The sequence below is a fragment of the Microcoleus vaginatus FACHB-2002 genome (genome assembly GCF_040004035.1).
GTDB lineage: Bacteria > Cyanobacteriota > Cyanobacteriia > Cyanobacteriales > Microcoleaceae > Microcoleus > Microcoleus vaginatus_C.
This window is the reverse complement of record NZ_JAMPLN010000002.1, coordinates 106465-123825: the sequence shown is the minus strand read 5'-3', so window position 1 is coordinate 123825 and position 17361 is coordinate 106465. Positions and strand designations below refer to the sequence as shown.

15 protein-coding genes are annotated in these 17361 nt (G+C 46.9%); 9 read left to right on the top strand and 6 right to left on the bottom strand.

Translation table 11 applies throughout. From position 1 onward, the window contains the following. The first annotated feature begins 286 nt into the window (after positions 1 to 286). Complete coding sequence (gene chlP / locus NDI35_RS02240) at positions 287 to 1507, top strand: geranylgeranyl reductase (protein ID WP_445311305.1); 1221 nt, start codon at positions 287 to 289, stop codon at positions 1505 to 1507. A gap of 134 nt (positions 1508 to 1641) precedes the next feature. Here the strand turns inward: chlP and dpsA are convergent, their stop codons facing one another. After that, a complete protein-coding gene (dpsA, locus tag NDI35_RS02235; protein ID WP_333085490.1) occupies positions 1642 to 2184 on the bottom strand; it encodes a DNA starvation/stress protection protein DpsA in 543 nt (180 codons plus the stop codon). Between the two features lie 355 nt (positions 2185 to 2539). Here dpsA and NDI35_RS02230 point away from each other — a divergent pair, with 355 nt between their 5' ends. From NDI35_RS02230 to NDI35_RS02220, 3 genes are all read left to right on the top strand, one after another. Beyond that, positions 2540 to 2785, top strand: a complete 246-nt coding sequence (locus NDI35_RS02230) for an Asr1405/Asl0597 family protein (protein ID WP_333138614.1) — start codon at positions 2540 to 2542, stop codon at positions 2783 to 2785. 73 nt (positions 2786 to 2858) lie between these two features. Next, the gene (locus tag NDI35_RS02225) at positions 2859 to 3521 is read left to right on the top strand and encodes a (2Fe-2S) ferredoxin domain-containing protein (protein ID WP_445311304.1); all 663 of its coding nucleotides are present in this window, start codon (positions 2859 to 2861) and stop codon (positions 3519 to 3521) included. Positions 3522 to 3795: 274 nt separating this feature from the next. Next, positions 3796 to 5127 carry a hypothetical protein gene (locus NDI35_RS02220; RefSeq protein WP_445311303.1) on the top strand — a complete coding sequence of 444 codons (1332 nt, stop codon included), beginning with the start codon at positions 3796 to 3798 and terminating at the stop codon, positions 5125 to 5127. A gap of 45 nt (positions 5128 to 5172) precedes the next feature. Here the strand turns inward: NDI35_RS02220 and NDI35_RS02215 are convergent, their stop codons facing one another. Then, positions 5173 to 7314: an NAD(P)/FAD-dependent oxidoreductase gene (locus NDI35_RS02215; RefSeq protein ID WP_445311302.1), complete on the bottom strand. Its 2142-nt coding sequence runs from the start codon at positions 7312 to 7314 to the stop codon at positions 5173 to 5175. 193 nt (positions 7315 to 7507) lie between these two features. Between NDI35_RS02215 and NDI35_RS02210 the strand changes: the two genes are divergently transcribed. Further along, positions 7508 to 7741, top strand: a complete 234-nt coding sequence (locus tag NDI35_RS02210) for a hypothetical protein (RefSeq protein ID WP_190662685.1) — start codon at positions 7508 to 7510, stop codon at positions 7739 to 7741. A 187-nt stretch (positions 7742 to 7928) separates the two neighbouring features. Here NDI35_RS02210 and NDI35_RS02205 read toward each other — a convergent pair whose 3' ends face one another. Both NDI35_RS02205 and NDI35_RS02200 read right to left on the bottom strand, forming a co-directional pair. Continuing rightward, the gene (locus tag NDI35_RS02205) at positions 7929 to 8510 is read right to left on the bottom strand and encodes a hypothetical protein (RefSeq protein WP_445311301.1); all 582 of its coding nucleotides are present in this window, start codon (positions 8508 to 8510) and stop codon (positions 7929 to 7931) included. A gap of 141 nt (positions 8511 to 8651) precedes the next feature. Continuing rightward, positions 8652 to 9731 carry a M23 family metallopeptidase gene (locus NDI35_RS02200; RefSeq protein WP_445311300.1) on the bottom strand — a complete coding sequence of 360 codons (1080 nt, stop codon included), beginning with the start codon at positions 9729 to 9731 and terminating at the stop codon, positions 8652 to 8654. Positions 9732 to 9891: 160 nt separating this feature from the next. Here NDI35_RS02200 and NDI35_RS02195 point away from each other — a divergent pair, with 160 nt between their 5' ends. After that, complete coding sequence (locus NDI35_RS02195) at positions 9892 to 10590, top strand: phosphatase PAP2 family protein (protein WP_445311299.1); 699 nt, start codon at positions 9892 to 9894, stop codon at positions 10588 to 10590. A gap of 14 nt (positions 10591 to 10604) precedes the next feature. On the opposite strand, the gene NDI35_RS02190 is transcribed toward NDI35_RS02195, so the two are convergent. Continuing rightward, the gene (locus NDI35_RS02190; RefSeq protein WP_445311298.1) at positions 10605 to 11489 is read right to left on the bottom strand and encodes an aspartoacylase; all 885 of its coding nucleotides are present in this window, start codon (positions 11487 to 11489) and stop codon (positions 10605 to 10607) included. 160 nt (positions 11490 to 11649) lie between these two features. Here NDI35_RS02190 and NDI35_RS02185 point away from each other — a divergent pair, with 160 nt between their 5' ends. The 3 genes from NDI35_RS02185 to NDI35_RS02175 all read left to right on the top strand — a co-directional run bounded on the left by NDI35_RS02185 (position 11650) and on the right by NDI35_RS02175 (position 13540). Beyond that, positions 11650 to 12540 carry a LysR substrate-binding domain-containing protein gene (locus NDI35_RS02185; protein ID WP_445311297.1) on the top strand — a complete coding sequence of 297 codons (891 nt, stop codon included), beginning with the start codon at positions 11650 to 11652 and terminating at the stop codon, positions 12538 to 12540. A gap of 106 nt (positions 12541 to 12646) precedes the next feature. Further along, complete coding sequence (locus NDI35_RS02180; RefSeq protein ID WP_445311296.1) at positions 12647 to 13159, top strand: dihydrofolate reductase family protein; 513 nt, start codon at positions 12647 to 12649, stop codon at positions 13157 to 13159. Between the two features lie 84 nt (positions 13160 to 13243). Then, positions 13244 to 13540: a hypothetical protein gene (locus NDI35_RS02175; RefSeq protein ID WP_445311295.1), complete on the top strand. Its 297-nt coding sequence runs from the start codon at positions 13244 to 13246 to the stop codon at positions 13538 to 13540. 83 nt (positions 13541 to 13623) lie between these two features. Here the strand turns inward: NDI35_RS02175 and ileS are convergent, their stop codons facing one another. Then, positions 13624 to 17214, bottom strand: coding sequence for an isoleucine--tRNA ligase (ileS, locus tag NDI35_RS02170; protein WP_445311294.1), 3591 nt, complete (start codon positions 17212 to 17214; stop codon positions 13624 to 13626). Positions 17215 to 17361: the final 147 nt, after the last annotated feature.

Sequence of the window (17361 nt, the reverse complement as noted above, 5' to 3'; positions counted from 1 at the left end):
TTCATTCTTTGTGGAACAGGCCGGAAAGCCTGTTCTTAGAAAATAGGGCAAAATGTTCGATCACACACCAGGACACACTGCACATGAGCGCACATCCGCGTTCATCTGCCGTTAAAGATTTAAGATATTCGATCGCACCTACTGCCGGAAACCCGATTTTCGTATCGAACTGTTAAGCTCTGTTTCATTTCATTGAAATCTACCCTGCTTCACGCCCCCGCATCCAAAGTCCGTGATACCATCACACCTGAGTAATGCCTATAGAAAAAAACTGGAGAGAAAAGCTTTGACACTAAGGGTTGCAGTAGTAGGTTCAGGCCCTGCGGGTTCTTCCGCCGCCGAAACATTGGTAAAAGCAGGCATCGAAACATACCTATTCGAGCGTAAATTAGACAACGCCAAACCCTGCGGTGGGGCGATTCCCCTGTGCATGGTCAGCGAATTTGACTTGCCGCAAAGTATTATTGACCGCCAAGTCAGAAAAATGAAAATGATCTCCCCCTCCAACGTCGAGGTGGACATCAATATTGAAAACGCACATGAATACATCGGTATGTGCCGCCGCGAAGTGCTCGACGGCTTCCTGCGCGATCGCGCCGCTTCGTTGGGTGCAAAGCTGATTAACGGCACCGTTCACAAATTAGACATTCCTTCAAACAACACCGACCCCTACACCTTGCATTATGCCGACCACTCCGACGGCAGCGCAATGGGAATTCAGAAAACTCTGAAGGTGGATTTGGTAATTGGGGCTGACGGCGCTAACTCCCGCGTAGCAAAGGCGATCGATGCTGGTGATTACAATTATGCGATCGCCTTCCAAGAGCGCATCCGCCTGCCAGAAGATAAAATGGCTTACTACGAAGACTTAGCCGAAATGTACGTCGGCGACGACGTATCTACCGACTTCTACGCTTGGGTGTTCCCCAAATACGACCACGTAGCCGTCGGTACCGGCACGATGAAAGTCAATCAAGCCAGCATCAAAAAGCTGCAAGCAGGAGTCCGCGCTCGCGCTGCCAAAAAACTGATGGGCGGTGAGATTATTAAAGTGGAAGCTCACCCCATCCCGGAACATCCGCGTCCCCGCCGGGTTGTCGGCCGAGTTGCTCTCGTAGGCGACGCCGCAGGTTATGTTACCAAGTCTTCCGGCGAAGGTATCTATTTTGCCGCCAAGTCTGGCCGGATGTGCGCCGAAACTATTGTTGAGATTTCCAATAAAGGCGCGCGCATTCCGACTGAAGAGGAAATTAAGATTTACCTGAAGCGGTGGGATAAAGCCTACGGCATTACTTACAAAGTTCTGGACATTTTGCAGCGCGTGTTTTACCGTTCCGATGCTACCCGCGAAGCTTTTGTGGAAATGTGTGCCGATCGCGATGTGCAGAAACTCACATTCGATAGCTACTTGTATAAGACAGTAGTACCGGCTAATCCTTTCATCCAGATGAAGATTACCGCCAAAACCATTGGTAGCTTGTTGCGCGGCAATGCTTTAGCGCCTTAATTCCCTGCGGGTCAAACGCACTTTGTATAAAAAAAGCGGGCAGTGACAAAACTGCTCGCTTTTTTTTTGTTTGATCTAAGATAACGAACCGCGAAGGCGCAAAGGGCGCGAAGGAAGAGGAAGAAGAAGAATTGTTAGTTCAAGTTCAACTGCACTAAGGTATCGGGGGCGAGGAAGTGGGAAATGTGATAGGCTCGCTCTTCTGTTTTTAGCAGGATTTTTTCGTAGAGGTAGCGGGTAGCTCGATCGCCCAAACTTTCTGCTTGTCCTGCTTGACGCCGCAGCAAACCAAGGATAGCTTGCTCTGCTGCCAAATCATGCTCTAGCATTTGGCGGCAGGAATATACGCCGTCGGCTTCCGGATCAAAACAGCACAGCTCGGCTAACTTGCTAAAGCTAGCTGCCGGTATGCCGCCCAACCCGTTTAACCGTTCGCCCAACTCGTGGACGCTATCTTGAGCTTCTCCGTAGCTTTCTTCAAAGAATTTGTGCAAGGAGTAAAATTCTGCCCCTTCCACCACAAAATGATGTTTTTGATATTGCAGGTATAGAGCCTGAAAACTGGCCAGCAGCGCGTTCATCCCTTCACAAATCGGTGCTGTGACTGAATGTTCCAGTAGAACTGGGTTTTCGGCTATGTGCCCAAACGGTCTCAATGCACTCTGAGTCTCAGCCATGTGTGTTCTCCTCTCAATAGGCAGTTTTGTTGCCAATAGAGTCAGTCTAGCACCGTAAATTTACCAGTCAAGCAGCGTCTGCCTCGATAGTAGAAGATTTTATAGAGTAGGAAATTTTTTTTGTAAACCTATTGAGAATTATTAGCAGTTGGGTTATGCTTGAACAAGATCCTCGTTCTGAAGGCTTCCTGAAAGTGGGGCGAACCTTCTGAAGTCAGAAGGCAGAGGACAAAAGGCAGAATTTTTCAGGAAGGGCTTTTGAACATCTTTGATGTTCTCCTGAAATCTGGCTTTTAACTTCTACCCGCTACCATTCAGGGTAAAAATTAATGCAAATTATTACTGTTGTTAAAAAATGAATCCAGCAGATCCAGAATTAGAAGTTTGTGACATTGTGCAAGTTAGTTGGCTAGATAGGTGGCAAGTTTACAAACGCTTGCAAGAACTAGAAATTCCCTGCTGGTGTGCGGTTGACCAACCTTTGCGGGCAAAAGTCAACACAGCTAAACAAGCGGCTCAGTTAATGAGCGTGTTGAGGCAAGTCAGTGCCCCTCGGGACGAACTGGTGGAATGGCTGGAGTGCTGCTGGCAACGGGGCTAAAGGTAGAACGAAGTTCGGCAACGAGCAATGTACAAGATGTAACGGATGTAACGGATTTAAAGGAGTCATAACAATGTATAAATCTGGCAAGCAAGTTTCCGAATTCAGTTTAGAGGGAGAAATCCTCGGCCTGATTATTGAAGATGGCTGCAAACTTAAATATTTGCGAATTAGCAATGCTCGGGGAGTAGAATATCTTGTTAAACTGTGCAAGGAATTGCGGTCATTTCTGTTACCTGTTTTGACGCCCGGTTTGAAAGTTGAAGTTGTAGGTGAGAAAGAAATCAACTTGAAAAACGGTAAAATAAAACTTAAAGCTCGCAGCCTCAAGCTGGCTCAAGGTCAAAACGATCGATCGCCAGAACTGCTTGACTCCACCAATGGGCCTGTTGCGGTATTGACATCCGACGATCGCGCGATCGGCAAAAGCGAATTCAGCTCTCCCACAGCCGCTCAAACTGTAAAAGCTCCGGCCAAAACCCAAACCAAAATATTAGTATGTCAAAAATCAGACTGCCTGAAGCGGGGCGCTGGAGGAGTCTGTAAAGCTTTAGAAAATGCTTTGAATGCGCGCGGTTTAGAAGACAAAGTGACAGTACAGGGAACCGGATGTCTCAAACAGTGTAAAGCGGGCCCAAATATAGTTGTGATGCCGGACAAAACTCGCTACAGCCGCATTGCACCGGCAGAAGTTCCAGCAATCATTGACAAACATTGTGCAGTTGTTAAAGCTTAGGCGATCGCACGCATACCGAAACAGTGCGTTAGACATCAAGAAAAATTATTTTGATAGGACTCTGGACCCACAACTCACGTCTGTAGGGTGCTCCTAGGCGCATATTACGCCTGAATTTGAGTTCGGGTTGTAGTTCGATCGCGCGAATCGATTCAGAGACGATTGTCCGAAAAAACAGAAAAAATGCCAAAAACTATCACTGAGGGGCTTCCTTCGGGAGAATATCTAAGGATAGACTGTATCTGAGACCCTGTGAGTATTGGGATAAAAAGCCATGTCAGAAGCTGATCTTCGAGCCCATCAGCACCAACCGTACCCTGCTGTTCCATCCGATACCGAACCATTGCAGTCAGATTTTGCTGCTGCTGGGGGTTTTGAGCCGCTCGCCCCCTATGCGACAGACACTCCCGCAATGGTTCCCCAACAGCCAGAAGAAGACTGGCAAACAGTAGATTTTCCCAACGCCATCAGCGTAGATGCAATTCCCACAAAACCGGAAACAAAAAATTCGCAATCTCCGACACAGCCGGCGGAGGCGGGCTCGCCCCCGATTTCAGAGAATCTAAAAAATATGCTTGGGAATGCCGAACAGGCCAAGGGCAAAGGATCAACCCCAGTCACCCTCATGCAAGCGCTGCACGAATGCAACCGCGACCTTTTACAGCGCATCGCCCAGCTAGAAACAGCTCTTGAAGAGTCCCAAAAAACCTTGCAGAATCGCGAAACTTTGCTAGAACAGCGGACTGCAGAACTCGAAAATACTCAAGAACAATTGACGCGGCTGTTTGGCAAAGTGGAAGTTTCCCATCAAACCCTCCAAAGTCAAGAAATTTTAGTCGAAAATTTAAGAAGTCAGTTGGCAACCAGCCAAGTCAGGCTAGCGACTGTTGAGCGAGAATGTGCGTCTACTGTGCAGCGCTACAACGAACAGTTACAGCAGTTAGTAGCCACAGAAAATATTTGCAGGGAATTGCGAGCCCGCTTGCACCGCCAGCAGCGCCACACTCTGCAATTCAAAGCTGCCTTGGAAAGAAGTTTGGACAGGCCGCAGGTAAAGTCGCCGAGGATCGAGCCGCCTGACAATAATCTGGACACCGCCAGCGCACAATTAGAATCTTTGCTCGCGGCGGTCAAAAGCTCTCAGATGCCGGTGCCGCCAGCCTTCAACGCTTCCCCTGTCCAACCTTGGTCGGAACCAGAAGAGCTTCCAGAGGTAGCGACTGCTGCCGAGGCGATCGAGCCTGAATCCCCAGCTCCTCTAGAACTCAACAAATTAGCCCAAGTATCCGCCATTCAATTACAGGAGACCGAAACCTACCAGCCTCATGAGCCTGCACCTGACTCGGCCGAACCGGTTGCGGAACCTGAACTGCCGGTGGCGGAGTCTGAACCCGAAACTGCTACCAATGTGGACACGCAAGAATTAGCCAGGGCTTTTCAAATTTTGAACTCCGTTGAAACCTTTGGCATTCAAGAAGTGCGATCGAGTGTGGCAAAACCTACAGCAGTCGCCCAACCAGACTGGCTAAGCTTGATTGCCAGTCCGCTGCGGGCTTCTAAAAAACGGCGTTCGCTAGCTGAAATTGAATTGCCGAGTTTTCGATAGCGAACTGAAGTTGCTAGTTTTGAGTTAAAACTCAAAACTCAACACTCAACACTCTTTTCTCCCCTTTCCCATGCCGTAGGTGAGAGCATAGCTGGTAGCCAACAGCCACAGCCAAACAGCCGGATACCGGGGCTCCAACCAAGGTTGTACTCTGCGGGCGAAGCTGGGAAGCCATCCGAACAGCAAAGTGGCAAAAGCCAGCAGAGTAAAATTCAAGTAACTTCCCAGCCAGCGCCAAATATCCCTCAAGGTGACAAAATCTAAAATCCACATTAGGAGAGAAGGGTTTTTTCCGGCTGCTTCGATCGCCAGCCGATTGAAAGTTAGCCAGTCGGTTCTGTCTTTGATAAAAGTTTCGGCTACGGCGAGTTTTTGGGCTGCCAAAATACCGAAAAAGGTATTGAGAATTGAATTAATTCTTTGAGGTGGCAAACTGCTCCCGGTAGGAACCATCATGCCTTTAGAAAATAGCCAAGTTACTGAAACATTGCTCTGGTAGGCGCGAATTTGGTTTAAGTGATTTGCCGTCAGCAAATTGTGCTTTAAAGCTGTATCCAAAAGGTCTGTTAAGCGGAAAAGATTGCGGACAAGAGAGCCGAACCCTGTGAAAACGAGGGGAGATTGCAATGATGCTGCGTCGCCGATCGAGATTAGGCGATCGATCGCCACGGAGCGATCGCTGCTGTTGCTGCTAAAATGCCCCGGAATATAACCAAAGGTCGGTTTTTTCCACACCAATTTATCGACATCGCAGCGGCGGTATTCCGGCAAAATTGCGAAAAAATCCTCGTACATTTCCAGCAAAGAACCGGGATTATCGGGATGTACTTGGTGGTAGTGAAATAGATAAACTGTCAATTCTGTGCCGGCGCCGGGAAACAACTCCCAAATGAGCTGGCGGCCACGGGAAATGTCCCCGTGAGTGTAGAGCACATCCCCGTACTCGGAATCCCACACTCCCGGCTCAAATCCTGCGTCGATGACTGCTCCCACTGTCGGACAAACGCTGTCAAAAGTCCGCCCTTCGTTCAATTGCCAAGCGATGGGAGAAGCCGAACCCATTGCATCCACCAACAGCCGTCCTAATGCAGTGCGATCGGCTTTTGTCGGCAAGTGGCGACCCTGAACTACTACTTTTTCGGCTTCAACATCGGCTCGGAGAAACTCTGTTTCGTCCCAGATTTCTCCACCAGCTTCTGTTAGCTTCACTCCCGCTAAATTCAGCAATTTCTCGCCGTCCAAAGCTACATTGAGTACCTTTGGTGTGTGCAGAATTGGCGCTTGAGCCACGGGCGGATTGTTAGCATCAAAAAACTTGTTGTAGCCATCTTTGTATTCTCTGGCAATCAAAGTTTCGATTTCCGCAGCAGTAAATAAACCCAAATCAATTAAGCTTTGAATTTCGTCCCGCGAAATATTCCACTCGCGATTCATCCGCCCGAAAGGCATTCGCTCAACTAGCAGCACCCGGTAGCCCAATCTCGCCATGACTGCGGCGTGAATCACTCCCAAGGCCCCGCCAATATAAATTAAGTCATAAAAAGTATCACCAGAATCAGACACCGAAATTGTACCCTCTTCCTTCTTCCCTCTTCCTTCTTCCTTCTTCCCTGTTCCCTCTTCCTTCAAAAACACTACTTGTTTTGGCTTTTGAGGATTGCGAGTGCCTTCGCGCCAACGTTGCTCCCACCAGTAGACGCGCTTGAGGTCGTATTCGCCTTGAGGCATTTTTTGGAAGTATTTGACGGTCAGGGGGTAATAGGGGGCAAGAGCGTCAAAAATTGACTGTTTGGAGAGGTCTATGACAGGGGGTTCAGGGTAGCGATCGGGAAACTTGTTTCTCACAGCAAGATTCAGAGCTTCCAGGAACTTTTTTTCTCCCGCAGGCGCCTCTTCTAGACGAAAGACTTTTAAATAAGTGGTGCGTTGCAGTGACCAGACAAAGGTGGAAAGTTCTGTCGATCGCCAATTTGGGTTTCCTGAATTGGGGTCAGCGAAGGGGGGTTTGGGATTGGCATTTTGAGTTCCAGACTTGAGAACCTCGGCTGTTGTGGCTGGTGAAAGCAGTCGAAAGCCGTCAGCAGTAATAATTTTTTCTCCGATTCCGGGATCGAATTCGTGCTGCAACCAAGTGCAGACGGCTGCTGTATCCGGCGTCGGGACTTCTAGATAAAGAATTTCTTGCATGATTAGGCTCTCAATTCTGAATAAATTAATAAAGATGGGGGAGTTGACAAGGGAGCAAAGTAGGCTATACTCCCGAATACTTATTGAGTTTTAAATAAGTTTACAATGTTCTCAGATTTTTAGGTTTTCGATCGCTCTTGCTGTCGGTGGGGGCGCAGTGGCTGAATATCTACTCCTTTCGGTATGCACTTCTATGAATTATCCCATTCCTACGAATCCTCAAGAAATGATTGCTTTGCGACAGCAGCCGCTGAATGAAGAATTGGTGGCGTCGGCGATCGCGGGTGTGATTCAAATAGCTCGATCGCGATCTCAGTCTTTGGATGAATTGAAGGCTGAGGTACTCGCGGACGACAATTTGCTCGATTTTGCTCAGAGGCTATGGCTGAGCGACATTGTGGCTCAAGCTTGGAACAATTTGCCCTAAATTGTCCCCATCCAAACCACGCTCCCGAACGCTCGCGTTCGACGGGGAAAAACGAGTGATCGAGCCGGTGACAACAAGCTGATGAAAGCTACATTGTCCCGGAGAATTTGTGATCTTGTAAAAATTATGGTTAAGTTATTGTTAAATTTATCTATATTGAGCAAATTTCATAAATTGGCTCCCAGTTTCATAGGTTAGTGGCATCGATCAAATATTTTAAGATCCCAATAATTTTACTAATATTATCAATAAAATAATCATTTAAATCAACTTCCATAAGTTGATTACTAAGGCGTAAAAATTTCCAATTTGTTCCTGTTGTGACCACTCCAAATATTTCAGAAATATTATTGTTTCTTCTTTCATTAAAAATTTGAGCAGCAATCATTTCTGCCATACATTGTGGAAGCCCAGCTTGGATATTATCATTTTTAGCTTCTACTAAGGCGACTACGGGGGCTTTGATTAGCAGTTGTTCGGGAGAACGACTAATCATAAAATCACAGAAACCCGTTAAGCCTTTTTCTAAATCTACATTAAACTCTTTTCCTGAAAAAAAGCTAATTTGATACTTAAACTGCTTTCTAAGTTCTACTAAAATAGGTGTGACAATTAATTCGGAGCGAGCTTTTTCGGTATTAATTGCTAAAGCTAAAGAAATGTTTTCTTGCAGAGTTTGGCTGAGAAGATCGCTATACTCGGCGTCGGGTAAATCGGCAAAAATACCAACTTTGTCAGCAATGGTTATGCCAAAGTTGGTTTCAATCATTTCTAGGTTGGTGAAGTGGCTGTATGGCACTTTTATTACGAGGCAAGGAAAACTTGACCCTCAAAAATGAAAAAATATTGTTGTTATTTTAACATATTTCATTCTCGTTTTCAAAGGAATTTGGTATGAGTAACTTGGCGACTAACGCAACTCTACTTCTCGCTTGACTTCTGTCAAAACTCGATCGCCCCGCATCAATCGGTATTCGGCCCGCCAAACTCCGGGAGTTAGAGGAGAATTTGTACTGTTTCTTTTGCCGACATAACCCAACCAAGTAAGGCTAGGGGCTTTAATTTCATTGGTCGGGGCAGCGATAGTTGTGCCGTTGGGTGCAAATAATTTGTATTGTTCGCGATCGCCCTTGAGCACTCCGTAACTTTGCACCCAAAACAACAAAGCTGGACTGTTTGCAGGGAGTTGAGTCTCGGAAAATTGTCCGGCCCAAACAGTGTTTTCGTCTGGCGGCTTATTGGCAAAACCAGCGCGGATTAAACCTGTGGAAATATAGTCTAGAGGCTTGTCCCAAATTGGATTGCGGGCGATGTTGCAGCCTAACTTCGCGTCGGGGCCGACAAACGGATCTACGGGTTTGCCTTGATAGCTAAAAGTTACGTGCACGTGGGGGAAAGATGCCTCCCCAGAGTTTCCCACCATACCCAAAACCGCGCCTTTTTCTACCTGCGTCCCCGGTTTGACGGCAACGCTGCCTTTGCGGAGGTGGCAATATTGGGCTTCCCAGCCTGCGCCGTGGTCGATTACGATGCCGTTGCCGCATTCTGTGCCTGCGACGCTGGCTTTGTCTGTCTCGTTTTGTAAACGCCGATCGACCACACCATCTAGTGTTCGCAAAACTTTGCCTGCTGCGGAGGCAATCACTGGAACTCCTTTTGCCATTGCTTTGGCGTCGGGAATGGCAAAATCTGTGCCGTCGTGCCCGTCGTAGGTTTGGCGCCCGCAGCCAAAATCGACGGCGGTGGGGCCGGGTTCTCGATCGAAATACAGCATTACAAAACAGTCTTTGCCTAGGGTACAGTCGATCGGCTGGCCGAATTGCGGGTGGTTCGGCTTTTGCGCGACTGCGGTCGAGACGAGACGCTGGGCGATCGTGTGGGCTTCGGCGATCGGCGCACTTACTCCGCTGTTGGTAGCACAGCTAGAAAGACTTGTCAACCCCAAGGTCAACAAAATTGCAGAAATGTATTTTGTGGAGAGTATAGTCATTCGCCGATTGGATGTAAAAGCTGAGGTGGGTAGTGAAAAATCAATTAATGGTTCAGAATATAGTTGCTTAAGAATCTAGACGATGGGTAAGGCGTTTTCGTTTCCTATCTTTGTTGTATTATTTTAAGTTGGAAATTTTAAAATTTTAATTAGTTCAAGAATGGGTTCTAAAATTCGATCGCTCATTTCGATAATTCGGCTTACCGGGCTTGCTGTTGCGGCTTTGGCGATGTGGGGATTTGCCACTATTGCCGAAGACGTGTTGGAAAAAGAAAGTTACGCTTTCGATACCTCTATTTTACTAGCTCTGAGGCAATTGCACACTCCCCTGCGCGATCAAATAATGCTGGGCTTTACCTTTTTGGGAGAGCCGAATTTGCTGCTAGTGATTTGTCTGACGTTGGGTATTGTTTTGCTAGCGCGCAATCACCGCTCGGAAGCTGCAACTATTGCGCTCGCGGGTGGTGGGGCGATCGGTTTAAATTTACTGTTAAAAAAACTTTTTGCCCGCGATCGACCTCAACTTTGGGAGCGCGTTGTTGACGTTCGCTTTTACAGTTTTCCTAGCGGACACGCGATGATTTCAATGGTTATTTACGGTTTGCTAGGATATTTCTTGGCTACCCGCTTTCCCAAACAGCGCTGGTTTATTTACAGCTTGACAGTTGTATTAGTTGCTGGTATTGGTTTGAGCCGGCTTTACCTAGGAGTTCACTGGCCTACCGATGTTATTGCTGGTTATACGGCGGGTTTGGTGTGGCTGATTACCTGTATTATCACTTTGGAAATATGGAAGGAATTGCGTTCTTTTACTACAGCTTCTAAAGAGGAGTTTATGTCGCCTGAAAATTCTCAATAATAATTTTTAAATTTCTACTCAAGACTGACTATTAGCTTTTGGGTAAAACACATGGCAATTCCTTTTTCGTAGTAAGCAGCCTCGTTAATGAAAATGGGATAAACGGTTGATTTACCTTCATACAACACCGAGTCACCATCCAAGGTCAAAAACATCGGATCGCCGGGATTTAGGGCTTGATAATCTCTGGATTGCAGATGAGGATGAATCATTGCCTGAATTTCTCTGTTCTCGTTTCTGGGATAGTCGATCGCCCCAATGGTGTGATAAATAGTCAGGGGATTCTTTGCAGCAGGCAGGGTGCCTTGATTGTAGGCTTCTACGCAGTCTAAAATTCCGCAGACAAGTTGCTCAGTTTGCTGAAATAAAGACGCATCTAATACCCCTTGCGACACTGCACCAACTTCCAGCGTACCGCCTAATACCGAAAGCGATCGCAGCAAAGGACTCTCATGATTCTTGGTTGTAGAAGCGAGTACCTTGAGGTGGGGATACACTGATGTTAAATAAGCTGCTAGTTGCAGGTTAAATGGATGATGGCTGGCGAGAATAAAAGTTAGCCCCATGTTGGATGTGGTGCTGTGCAAATCGATAATTACGTTGGGCAGATGAGTGTTTTTTGAGCTAAAAATGCGGTAGATTTCTTTCGCCCGCTGTGCTTCATAGCTGGAGAGATGGGGATTTTCTAAATCTTGCTTTCTAAAGCAGCGGTTGAGGTCAATATCGATGTAGCGTGTCCCGATTTCGCAAGCTTTGGGATTGGCCAGCAGGGTGATAGTTTCAAAAGTCGCTCGCCCAATTAACTCTGGCGCGCGAGCGAATTTCTTCACGAGGTAAATTCCTGTGAGTTCGTTTCCGTGGGTTCCTCCCACTATGGCAACACGTTTAATTTGGTTCATAAACAAATAACTTCCTATTCCAACTGCAGCAATATCTCTCGAAGTCTGTTGACTTGAGATTAATAACGTCTTACTATCCAGATTAGCTAAGGTGGTAGTATATGTCCAATATTTAATTCAGTTGTAAGCTATATTTAAAAGATATAGTAGAGGCTAATTAATGGAACTTCGACATTTGCGATATTTCATTGCAGTAGCAGAAGAGTTGAACTTCAGTCGCGCTGCAGAGCGTTTACACATGGCGCAACCTCCTCTCAGCCAGCAAATTATGGCACTGGAAGAGGAAATTGAGGTGCAGTTGTTCGATCGCACTAAACGACCCCTTCAGTTAACTTGGGCAGGACAGGTTTTTTTAGAAGAAACTCGTTTGATCCTCGCGCAGGTGGACAATGCTGTCAAAACCGCAAAACGCGCCAGTCGCGGAGAAATCGGGCGTTTGATTGTCGGTTTTAACAGTTCAATGGCTAACTGTTTGTTGCCTGATATTTTACGAGTTTTTCGCGATCGATTTCCCAAAGTGGAACTGACTTGGCGGGAGTTAGCAACATCGCTGCAATTGCAAGCACTGCGCGATCGGCATTTGGATGTTGGGTTTTTCCATTTAATGTCATCAATGATTCAAGAATCAGATTTATGTTCCGTGACGATTTGGCAAGAACCTTTGATTGTGGCACTACCAGAAAATCATCGGTTAGTTAACGAAATTCAAGTTTCTTTAAAAGAACTTGCACAGGAAGCCTTTATTCTTCCCTCTCGTCGATTTGCGCCCGGTTTGTCCGAGCAAATAGAACATTTATGCCAACAATTTGGTTTCTCTCCTAATGTTATTCAAGAAGGGACAATGATGCTGACCATACTCGGCTTAGTCGCGGGCGGCGTGGGAATTGCCTTGCTGCCGGCCAATGCTCAAAATATTCAACGGAAGGGCGTTATTTATAAAAGTATTGCGGAATCTACGCCAACTGTTCCGATGGCAGCGGTATGGAGGGCCGACGATAATTCGCCGATTTTGCGCGAGTTTTTGGAAGTGACAAGGGCGATGGCGAAATAGGTGGGATACAGCCGATAAATTACAAATTATCAAAACGTACTTCCCGACTACTGAAAGCGCCTATAGTATTATAAAGTATCTGTAGAGCATTTATCTAGGTGTTGCCATGCGTAAAATTGTACTCTTCATTGCATCTAGTCTGGACGGTTATATCGCTCGCTCGAATGGCGATATTGACTGGCTGTTTACAGACCAAAATTACGGTTATACTAAATTCTTAGATAGCATCGATACGGTTCTCATGGGTCGAAAGACTTACGAACAAGTTCTAACTTTTGGCGAGTATCCGTACCAGGAAAAAAAGAGTTATGTTTTTACGAAAAATCTAGATTTTCAAGCCACTTCGGATGTGGAAGTGGTAACAGACTTAGAGAGTTTTGTCAATGATTTGCTCTTGCTTGAGGGCAAGAATATTTGGTTGGTGGGAGGTTCTCTGCTGATTCGCGATTTCCTGAATCAAAACTTTGTCAACGAATTGATTCTTTCGGTGCACCCGATTATTTTAGGCGAGGGAATCCCTTTATTTGTTAATCCGATAAATACTACAACTTTGCAGTTAACTGGATGTCAGACATACAGTTCTGGTATGGTTCAGCTATCTTATGATGTCGCGACTTGAGGGCGCGCCCAATTGCTAAGTCGCTTGCAAAATACTGTCAGTTAATTATCAAAAAACGTAATATAGGACTTAGTAATTTGGCTGATGATGAAATGTGTTTGCTGCTTGTTGCTATTAATATCTTTTTTCGGGAAGGCCCTTCCTGCTGAGGCCTCTGTATGCCGCAATTATCAAGGGCGCGAGATTTGCATTGTCGATATCAAACGCAGTGCGAAAAACTATTGGGAATACAGGGTAATTCTTAGTGTGGGCGGAGTTAAACAGCCTCTGGAAGTCTACAATTGCCGCGATCGCACTACAGTTAAGAAAGATGGAACTGTTTTGGCGTTTGGACAAAACAACCCTGGTGAAATCGTCTGCCGTTTTTTTAATCAGAAATAAGTAAATGAAATTATTGTAGGGTGCGCTTCGGGCTGAATGTGGCAACCACAAACTCAAGATTTTTTCCCGAAGCGCACCCTACATTAGAATTTGCCGTCTACTGCTGAAACGCAGCGTTCGCAAATTAGCGGATGTTCGATCGACTCTCCGACGTGAGTAGAGTAGTTCCAGCAGCGATCGCACTTTTCCCCGTCTGCTTTCACTACACCAATCGCCAACTCTGGAGACTGATAACTGTACGGCAATTCCTGGATCGCTGCATTCGATTCAACCAGTTCCACTTCCGAAGTAATGAACAAATACCGCAGTTCATCTACACCCTTGCCGGTCATTGTAGAATCGTGCGTTACAGCTATTTCAGCAGGAATTTCAGGTTTGGGTTCGATCGCAACTAATTCTGCTTCCGGGACTTCCGGTGTGGCTACAAGCGCCGTTTCTACTGAGGCTGTTGGTACGATCGCCTGTGTTTCTACAAGCACAAGCGCTGTATCTACTGGCGGTGCGAGGACGATCGCCTCTGTTTCTACAAGCACAAGCGTGTTTGTCCGCCCCACCACATCTGCTGTCATGAAATCAATCTTTTGAGCCAGTTGTTGACGGTTGGCGGCAAACAGCAAGTGACGGAAAACAAACCAGATTGTAAATAAGATGCCGATGACTTCTAATAAGCCTCCCAAAAGCGGAATCTGATTCATCGTATCCAAAATCGCCAGCGTTACTCTGCCCGTTATCACCACAGAAGCTAACAGCCCAAGTGTTACCAGCGCTTTTTGGTATTCTGTGAAAAAGTTGCCCGCGTATTCAGGCAAATTAGCCACAAACTGGGCGGCTTGATCTAAGATTGGCTGCGAATCTGAAGCCGACAGTTCAGGGGCGGAATACTGTACGATCTCAGAAGTTCGATCGCCCTTTTCTGCGCTCGTTTCCGCCTCCACATAAATTGTGTTTTCTGTCAAGACTTTGGCAACTTTTGCCGCCTGTTCTTCCTGTCGATCTTGTGCTGCTTTTGCTTTCTCCTCTGCGGCTAACTCTATGACTGAATTTTGCGATCGCACATAATCCACCAATTCTTCGCTGCTGGGATTCAAAGCTTGCAATTGCTCTCTTTTCTCAACATCGGGAACGTACAATAAAACCTTAGCTTCCAAAGAAGAACCGATCGCCTTTTCAATCCGGGCTTTTTCCAAAACCTTGTTAACTTCGCCGCGCACTTGTCGCAAATACTGCCAGCGAGTAGCCAATTCTGGATTATGCCATGAAGCATCAATTTGCACCCAGCCGGCTTCAAACACGGACTTGTAAGGAGTTGGATAGGGAAGGTACTGCCAAATATCCTCAGCCATGTGACACAAAACAGGTGCGATCGCCCTTGCTAAATTTTCCACAGCAATTGCAATCACCGTCTGACAACTGCGGCGGCGAAGGGTATCTGTCGCGCTGATGTAAAGTCTGTCTTTGGCAATATCCAAGTAAAAATTCGACAAATCCACCGTGCAGAAATTCTGCACAGTTTGGAAAAATCGGGAAAATTGGAAGCTTTCAAAAGCCTCTTGGACTTCCGCAAAAACCTCGCCCATTCTGTGCAGCATATAGCGATCGAGTTCCGGCAATTCCTCGTAAGCAACGGCATCTTTTGCCGGATCGAAGTCGTGCAAATTGCCCAGCAAAAACTTAGCTGTATTGCGAATTTTGCGGTAAACATCCGACTGCTGTTTGAGAATGTTTTTGCCCAAAGGCACGTCTGCCGAGTAGTCTACCGAAGACACCCACAACCGCAAAACATCGGCTCCATATTCATTAATTACGACTGCCGGATCGACGACATTGCCTAGAGATTTGCTTTGCTTCCGGCCTTTTTCATCCAGCACAAAACCGTGAGTCAAAACTGTTTTATAAGGAGCAACGCCGTTAGTTGCTACACTGGTAAGCAAGCTCGATTGAAACCAGCCGCGGTGCTGGTCTGAACCTTCCAAATAGATATCAGCAGGATAGTTTAATTCCGATCGACCTTGGGCAACTGCGGCCCACGAAGAACCTGAGTCAAACCACACATCCATCGTGTCGGTTCCCTTGCGGTAAGTGCGGCCGTTATTGCGGTAAGATTCCGGCAGCAATTCATCGATCGACAATTCCCACCAAGCATCGGAACCTTTCTCGGCAAAAATGGCTTGCACGTGGGCGATCGTTTCTTCATTTAACAGCGGTTCGTTGGTTTCTTCGTCGTAGAATACGGGAATGGGAACGCCCCAAGTCCGCTGGCGAGAAATACACCAATCCGATCGATCGCCCACCATTGCAGTAATCCGATTTTCCCCTTGGGCGGGAATCCAATTCACCTCGGCGATCGCTTTTAAGGCTTCATCTCGGAACCCTTCAACCGAGGCAAACCACTGTTCCGTCGCCCGAAAAATAGTCGGCTTTTTCGTGCGCCAATCGTAAGGATAAGAGTGAGCGTAACTTTCCTCTTTAATCAAACAATTTACTTCGGCAAGGGCATCAATCACTGCGGCATTACCATTTCCGAGGACATTTAAACCTGCGAACTGTCCGGCTTCTGCGGTGAAATTTCCGTTCTCGTCTACGGGTGTTAAAACTGGCAAACCGCAGCGTTTTCCTACTATAAAGTCTTCTTGTCCGTGGCCGGGTGCGGTATGCACCAATCCCGTCCCGGAATCAGCGGTAATGTAGTCGCCGCCGGCAACAATTGGACTTTCGCGATCGAACAGCGGGTGTTTGTAACTGCAACCTTCTAATTCTTTGCCTTTGAAGGTGGCAAGTATTTTTAATTGAGTGTTAAAAGTTGCCGACAGCCGATCGACCGCATCGACAGCTACTAACATAAATTGTTGGGCGATGTGGGAATTTGCCGGCGGTTCCACCACCGCATAAGTCAGTTCGGGATTGACGGCGATCGCCAAGTTGGCCGGAATCGTCCAGGGGGTAGTCGTCCAAATCGCGGCCCAGAGGCTCGGCATATAGCGCTTGAGCTTCGTTTGCAGGGATTTTGACAATTTTTTCACATGGAAGCCCACGTAGATGCTACGCGAGGTGTGGCCTTCGGGATATTCCAATTCCGCTTCGGCGAGGGCTGTTTTCGAGCTCGGGCTCCAGTGAACAGGTTTGAAGCCGCGGTAGATGTAGCCTTTGAGCACCATTTGACCGAAAACGCCGATTTGGGCGGCTTCGTATTCGGGTTTCATGGTTAAATACGGATGTTCCCAGTCGCCCCAAACGCCGTAGCGCTGGAAGGATTCGCGCTGCTGTTCCATTGTTTGCTGCGCGAAGGCGGAGGCTTTGTGGCGGAGTTCGATCGGGGTAAGATTTAGCCGCTCCTCCGATTTCATGTTCTGCAATACTTTAAGTTCGATCGGCAATCCGTGACAATCCCAACCGGGCACGTAGCGGACTTTTTTGCCGCGCAGCATTTGGTAGCGGTTGATAAAGTCTTTGAGGATTTTGTTGAGGGCGTGGCCGATGTGGAGTTGTCCGTTGGCGTAGGGTGGCCCGTCGTGCAGGATGAACAAATCGCCTGGGTTATTTTCCGAAAGGCGATCGTAGATTTCTTGATCGGCCCAAAATTGTTGCAATTCTGGTTCCCGTTTGACGGCGTTGGCGCGCATATCAAACTTGGTTTTGGGCAGGTTTACCGTGTCTTTGTAAGATTTAGCTTCCATTTTTGAGAAACGTTTTATGTAGTTAGTTGTTAGTAGTTAGCGGTTATTTGAGTGATGATATCAAGTCCGGTTAAATAATCATAATTAAGTTTGTAGTGACAACTTTAGTCATCTCTCGTCATTGAAGAGCTGACAACCAGATATTTT

Bases quoted from the DNA above. Each gene is read 5' to 3' on its own strand.
- dpsA (WP_333085490.1), bottom strand. From the start codon at position 2,184: ATGGCTGAGACTCAGAGTGCATTGAGACCGTTTGGGCACATAGCCGAA.
- NDI35_RS02230 (WP_333138614.1), top strand. From the start codon at position 2,540: ATGAATCCAGCAGATCCAGAATTAGAAGTTTGTGACATTGTGCAAGTT.
- NDI35_RS02225 (WP_445311304.1), top strand. From the start codon at position 2,859: ATGTATAAATCTGGCAAGCAAGTTTCCGAATTCAGTTTAGAGGGAGAA.
- NDI35_RS02220 (WP_445311303.1), top strand. From the start codon at position 3,796: ATGTCAGAAGCTGATCTTCGAGCCCATCAGCACCAACCGTACCCTGCT.
- NDI35_RS02215 (WP_445311302.1), bottom strand. From the start codon at position 7,314: ATGCAAGAAATTCTTTATCTAGAAGTCCCGACGCCGGATACAGCAGCC.
- NDI35_RS02210 (WP_190662685.1), top strand. From the start codon at position 7,508: ATGAATTATCCCATTCCTACGAATCCTCAAGAAATGATTGCTTTGCGA.
- NDI35_RS02205 (WP_445311301.1), bottom strand. From the start codon at position 8,510: ATGATTGAAACCAACTTTGGCATAACCATTGCTGACAAAGTTGGTATT.
- NDI35_RS02200 (WP_445311300.1), bottom strand. From the start codon at position 9,731: ATGACTATACTCTCCACAAAATACATTTCTGCAATTTTGTTGACCTTG.
- NDI35_RS02195 (WP_445311299.1), top strand. From the start codon at position 9,892: ATGGGTTCTAAAATTCGATCGCTCATTTCGATAATTCGGCTTACCGGG.
- NDI35_RS02190 (WP_445311298.1), bottom strand. From the start codon at position 11,489: ATGAACCAAATTAAACGTGTTGCCATAGTGGGAGGAACCCACGGAAAC.
- NDI35_RS02185 (WP_445311297.1), top strand. From the start codon at position 11,650: ATGGAACTTCGACATTTGCGATATTTCATTGCAGTAGCAGAAGAGTTG.
- NDI35_RS02180 (WP_445311296.1), top strand. From the start codon at position 12,647: ATGCGTAAAATTGTACTCTTCATTGCATCTAGTCTGGACGGTTATATC.
- NDI35_RS02175 (WP_445311295.1), top strand. From the start codon at position 13,244: ATGATGAAATGTGTTTGCTGCTTGTTGCTATTAATATCTTTTTTCGGG.
- ileS (WP_445311294.1), bottom strand. From the start codon at position 17,214: ATGGAAGCTAAATCTTACAAAGACACGGTAAACCTGCCCAAAACCAAG.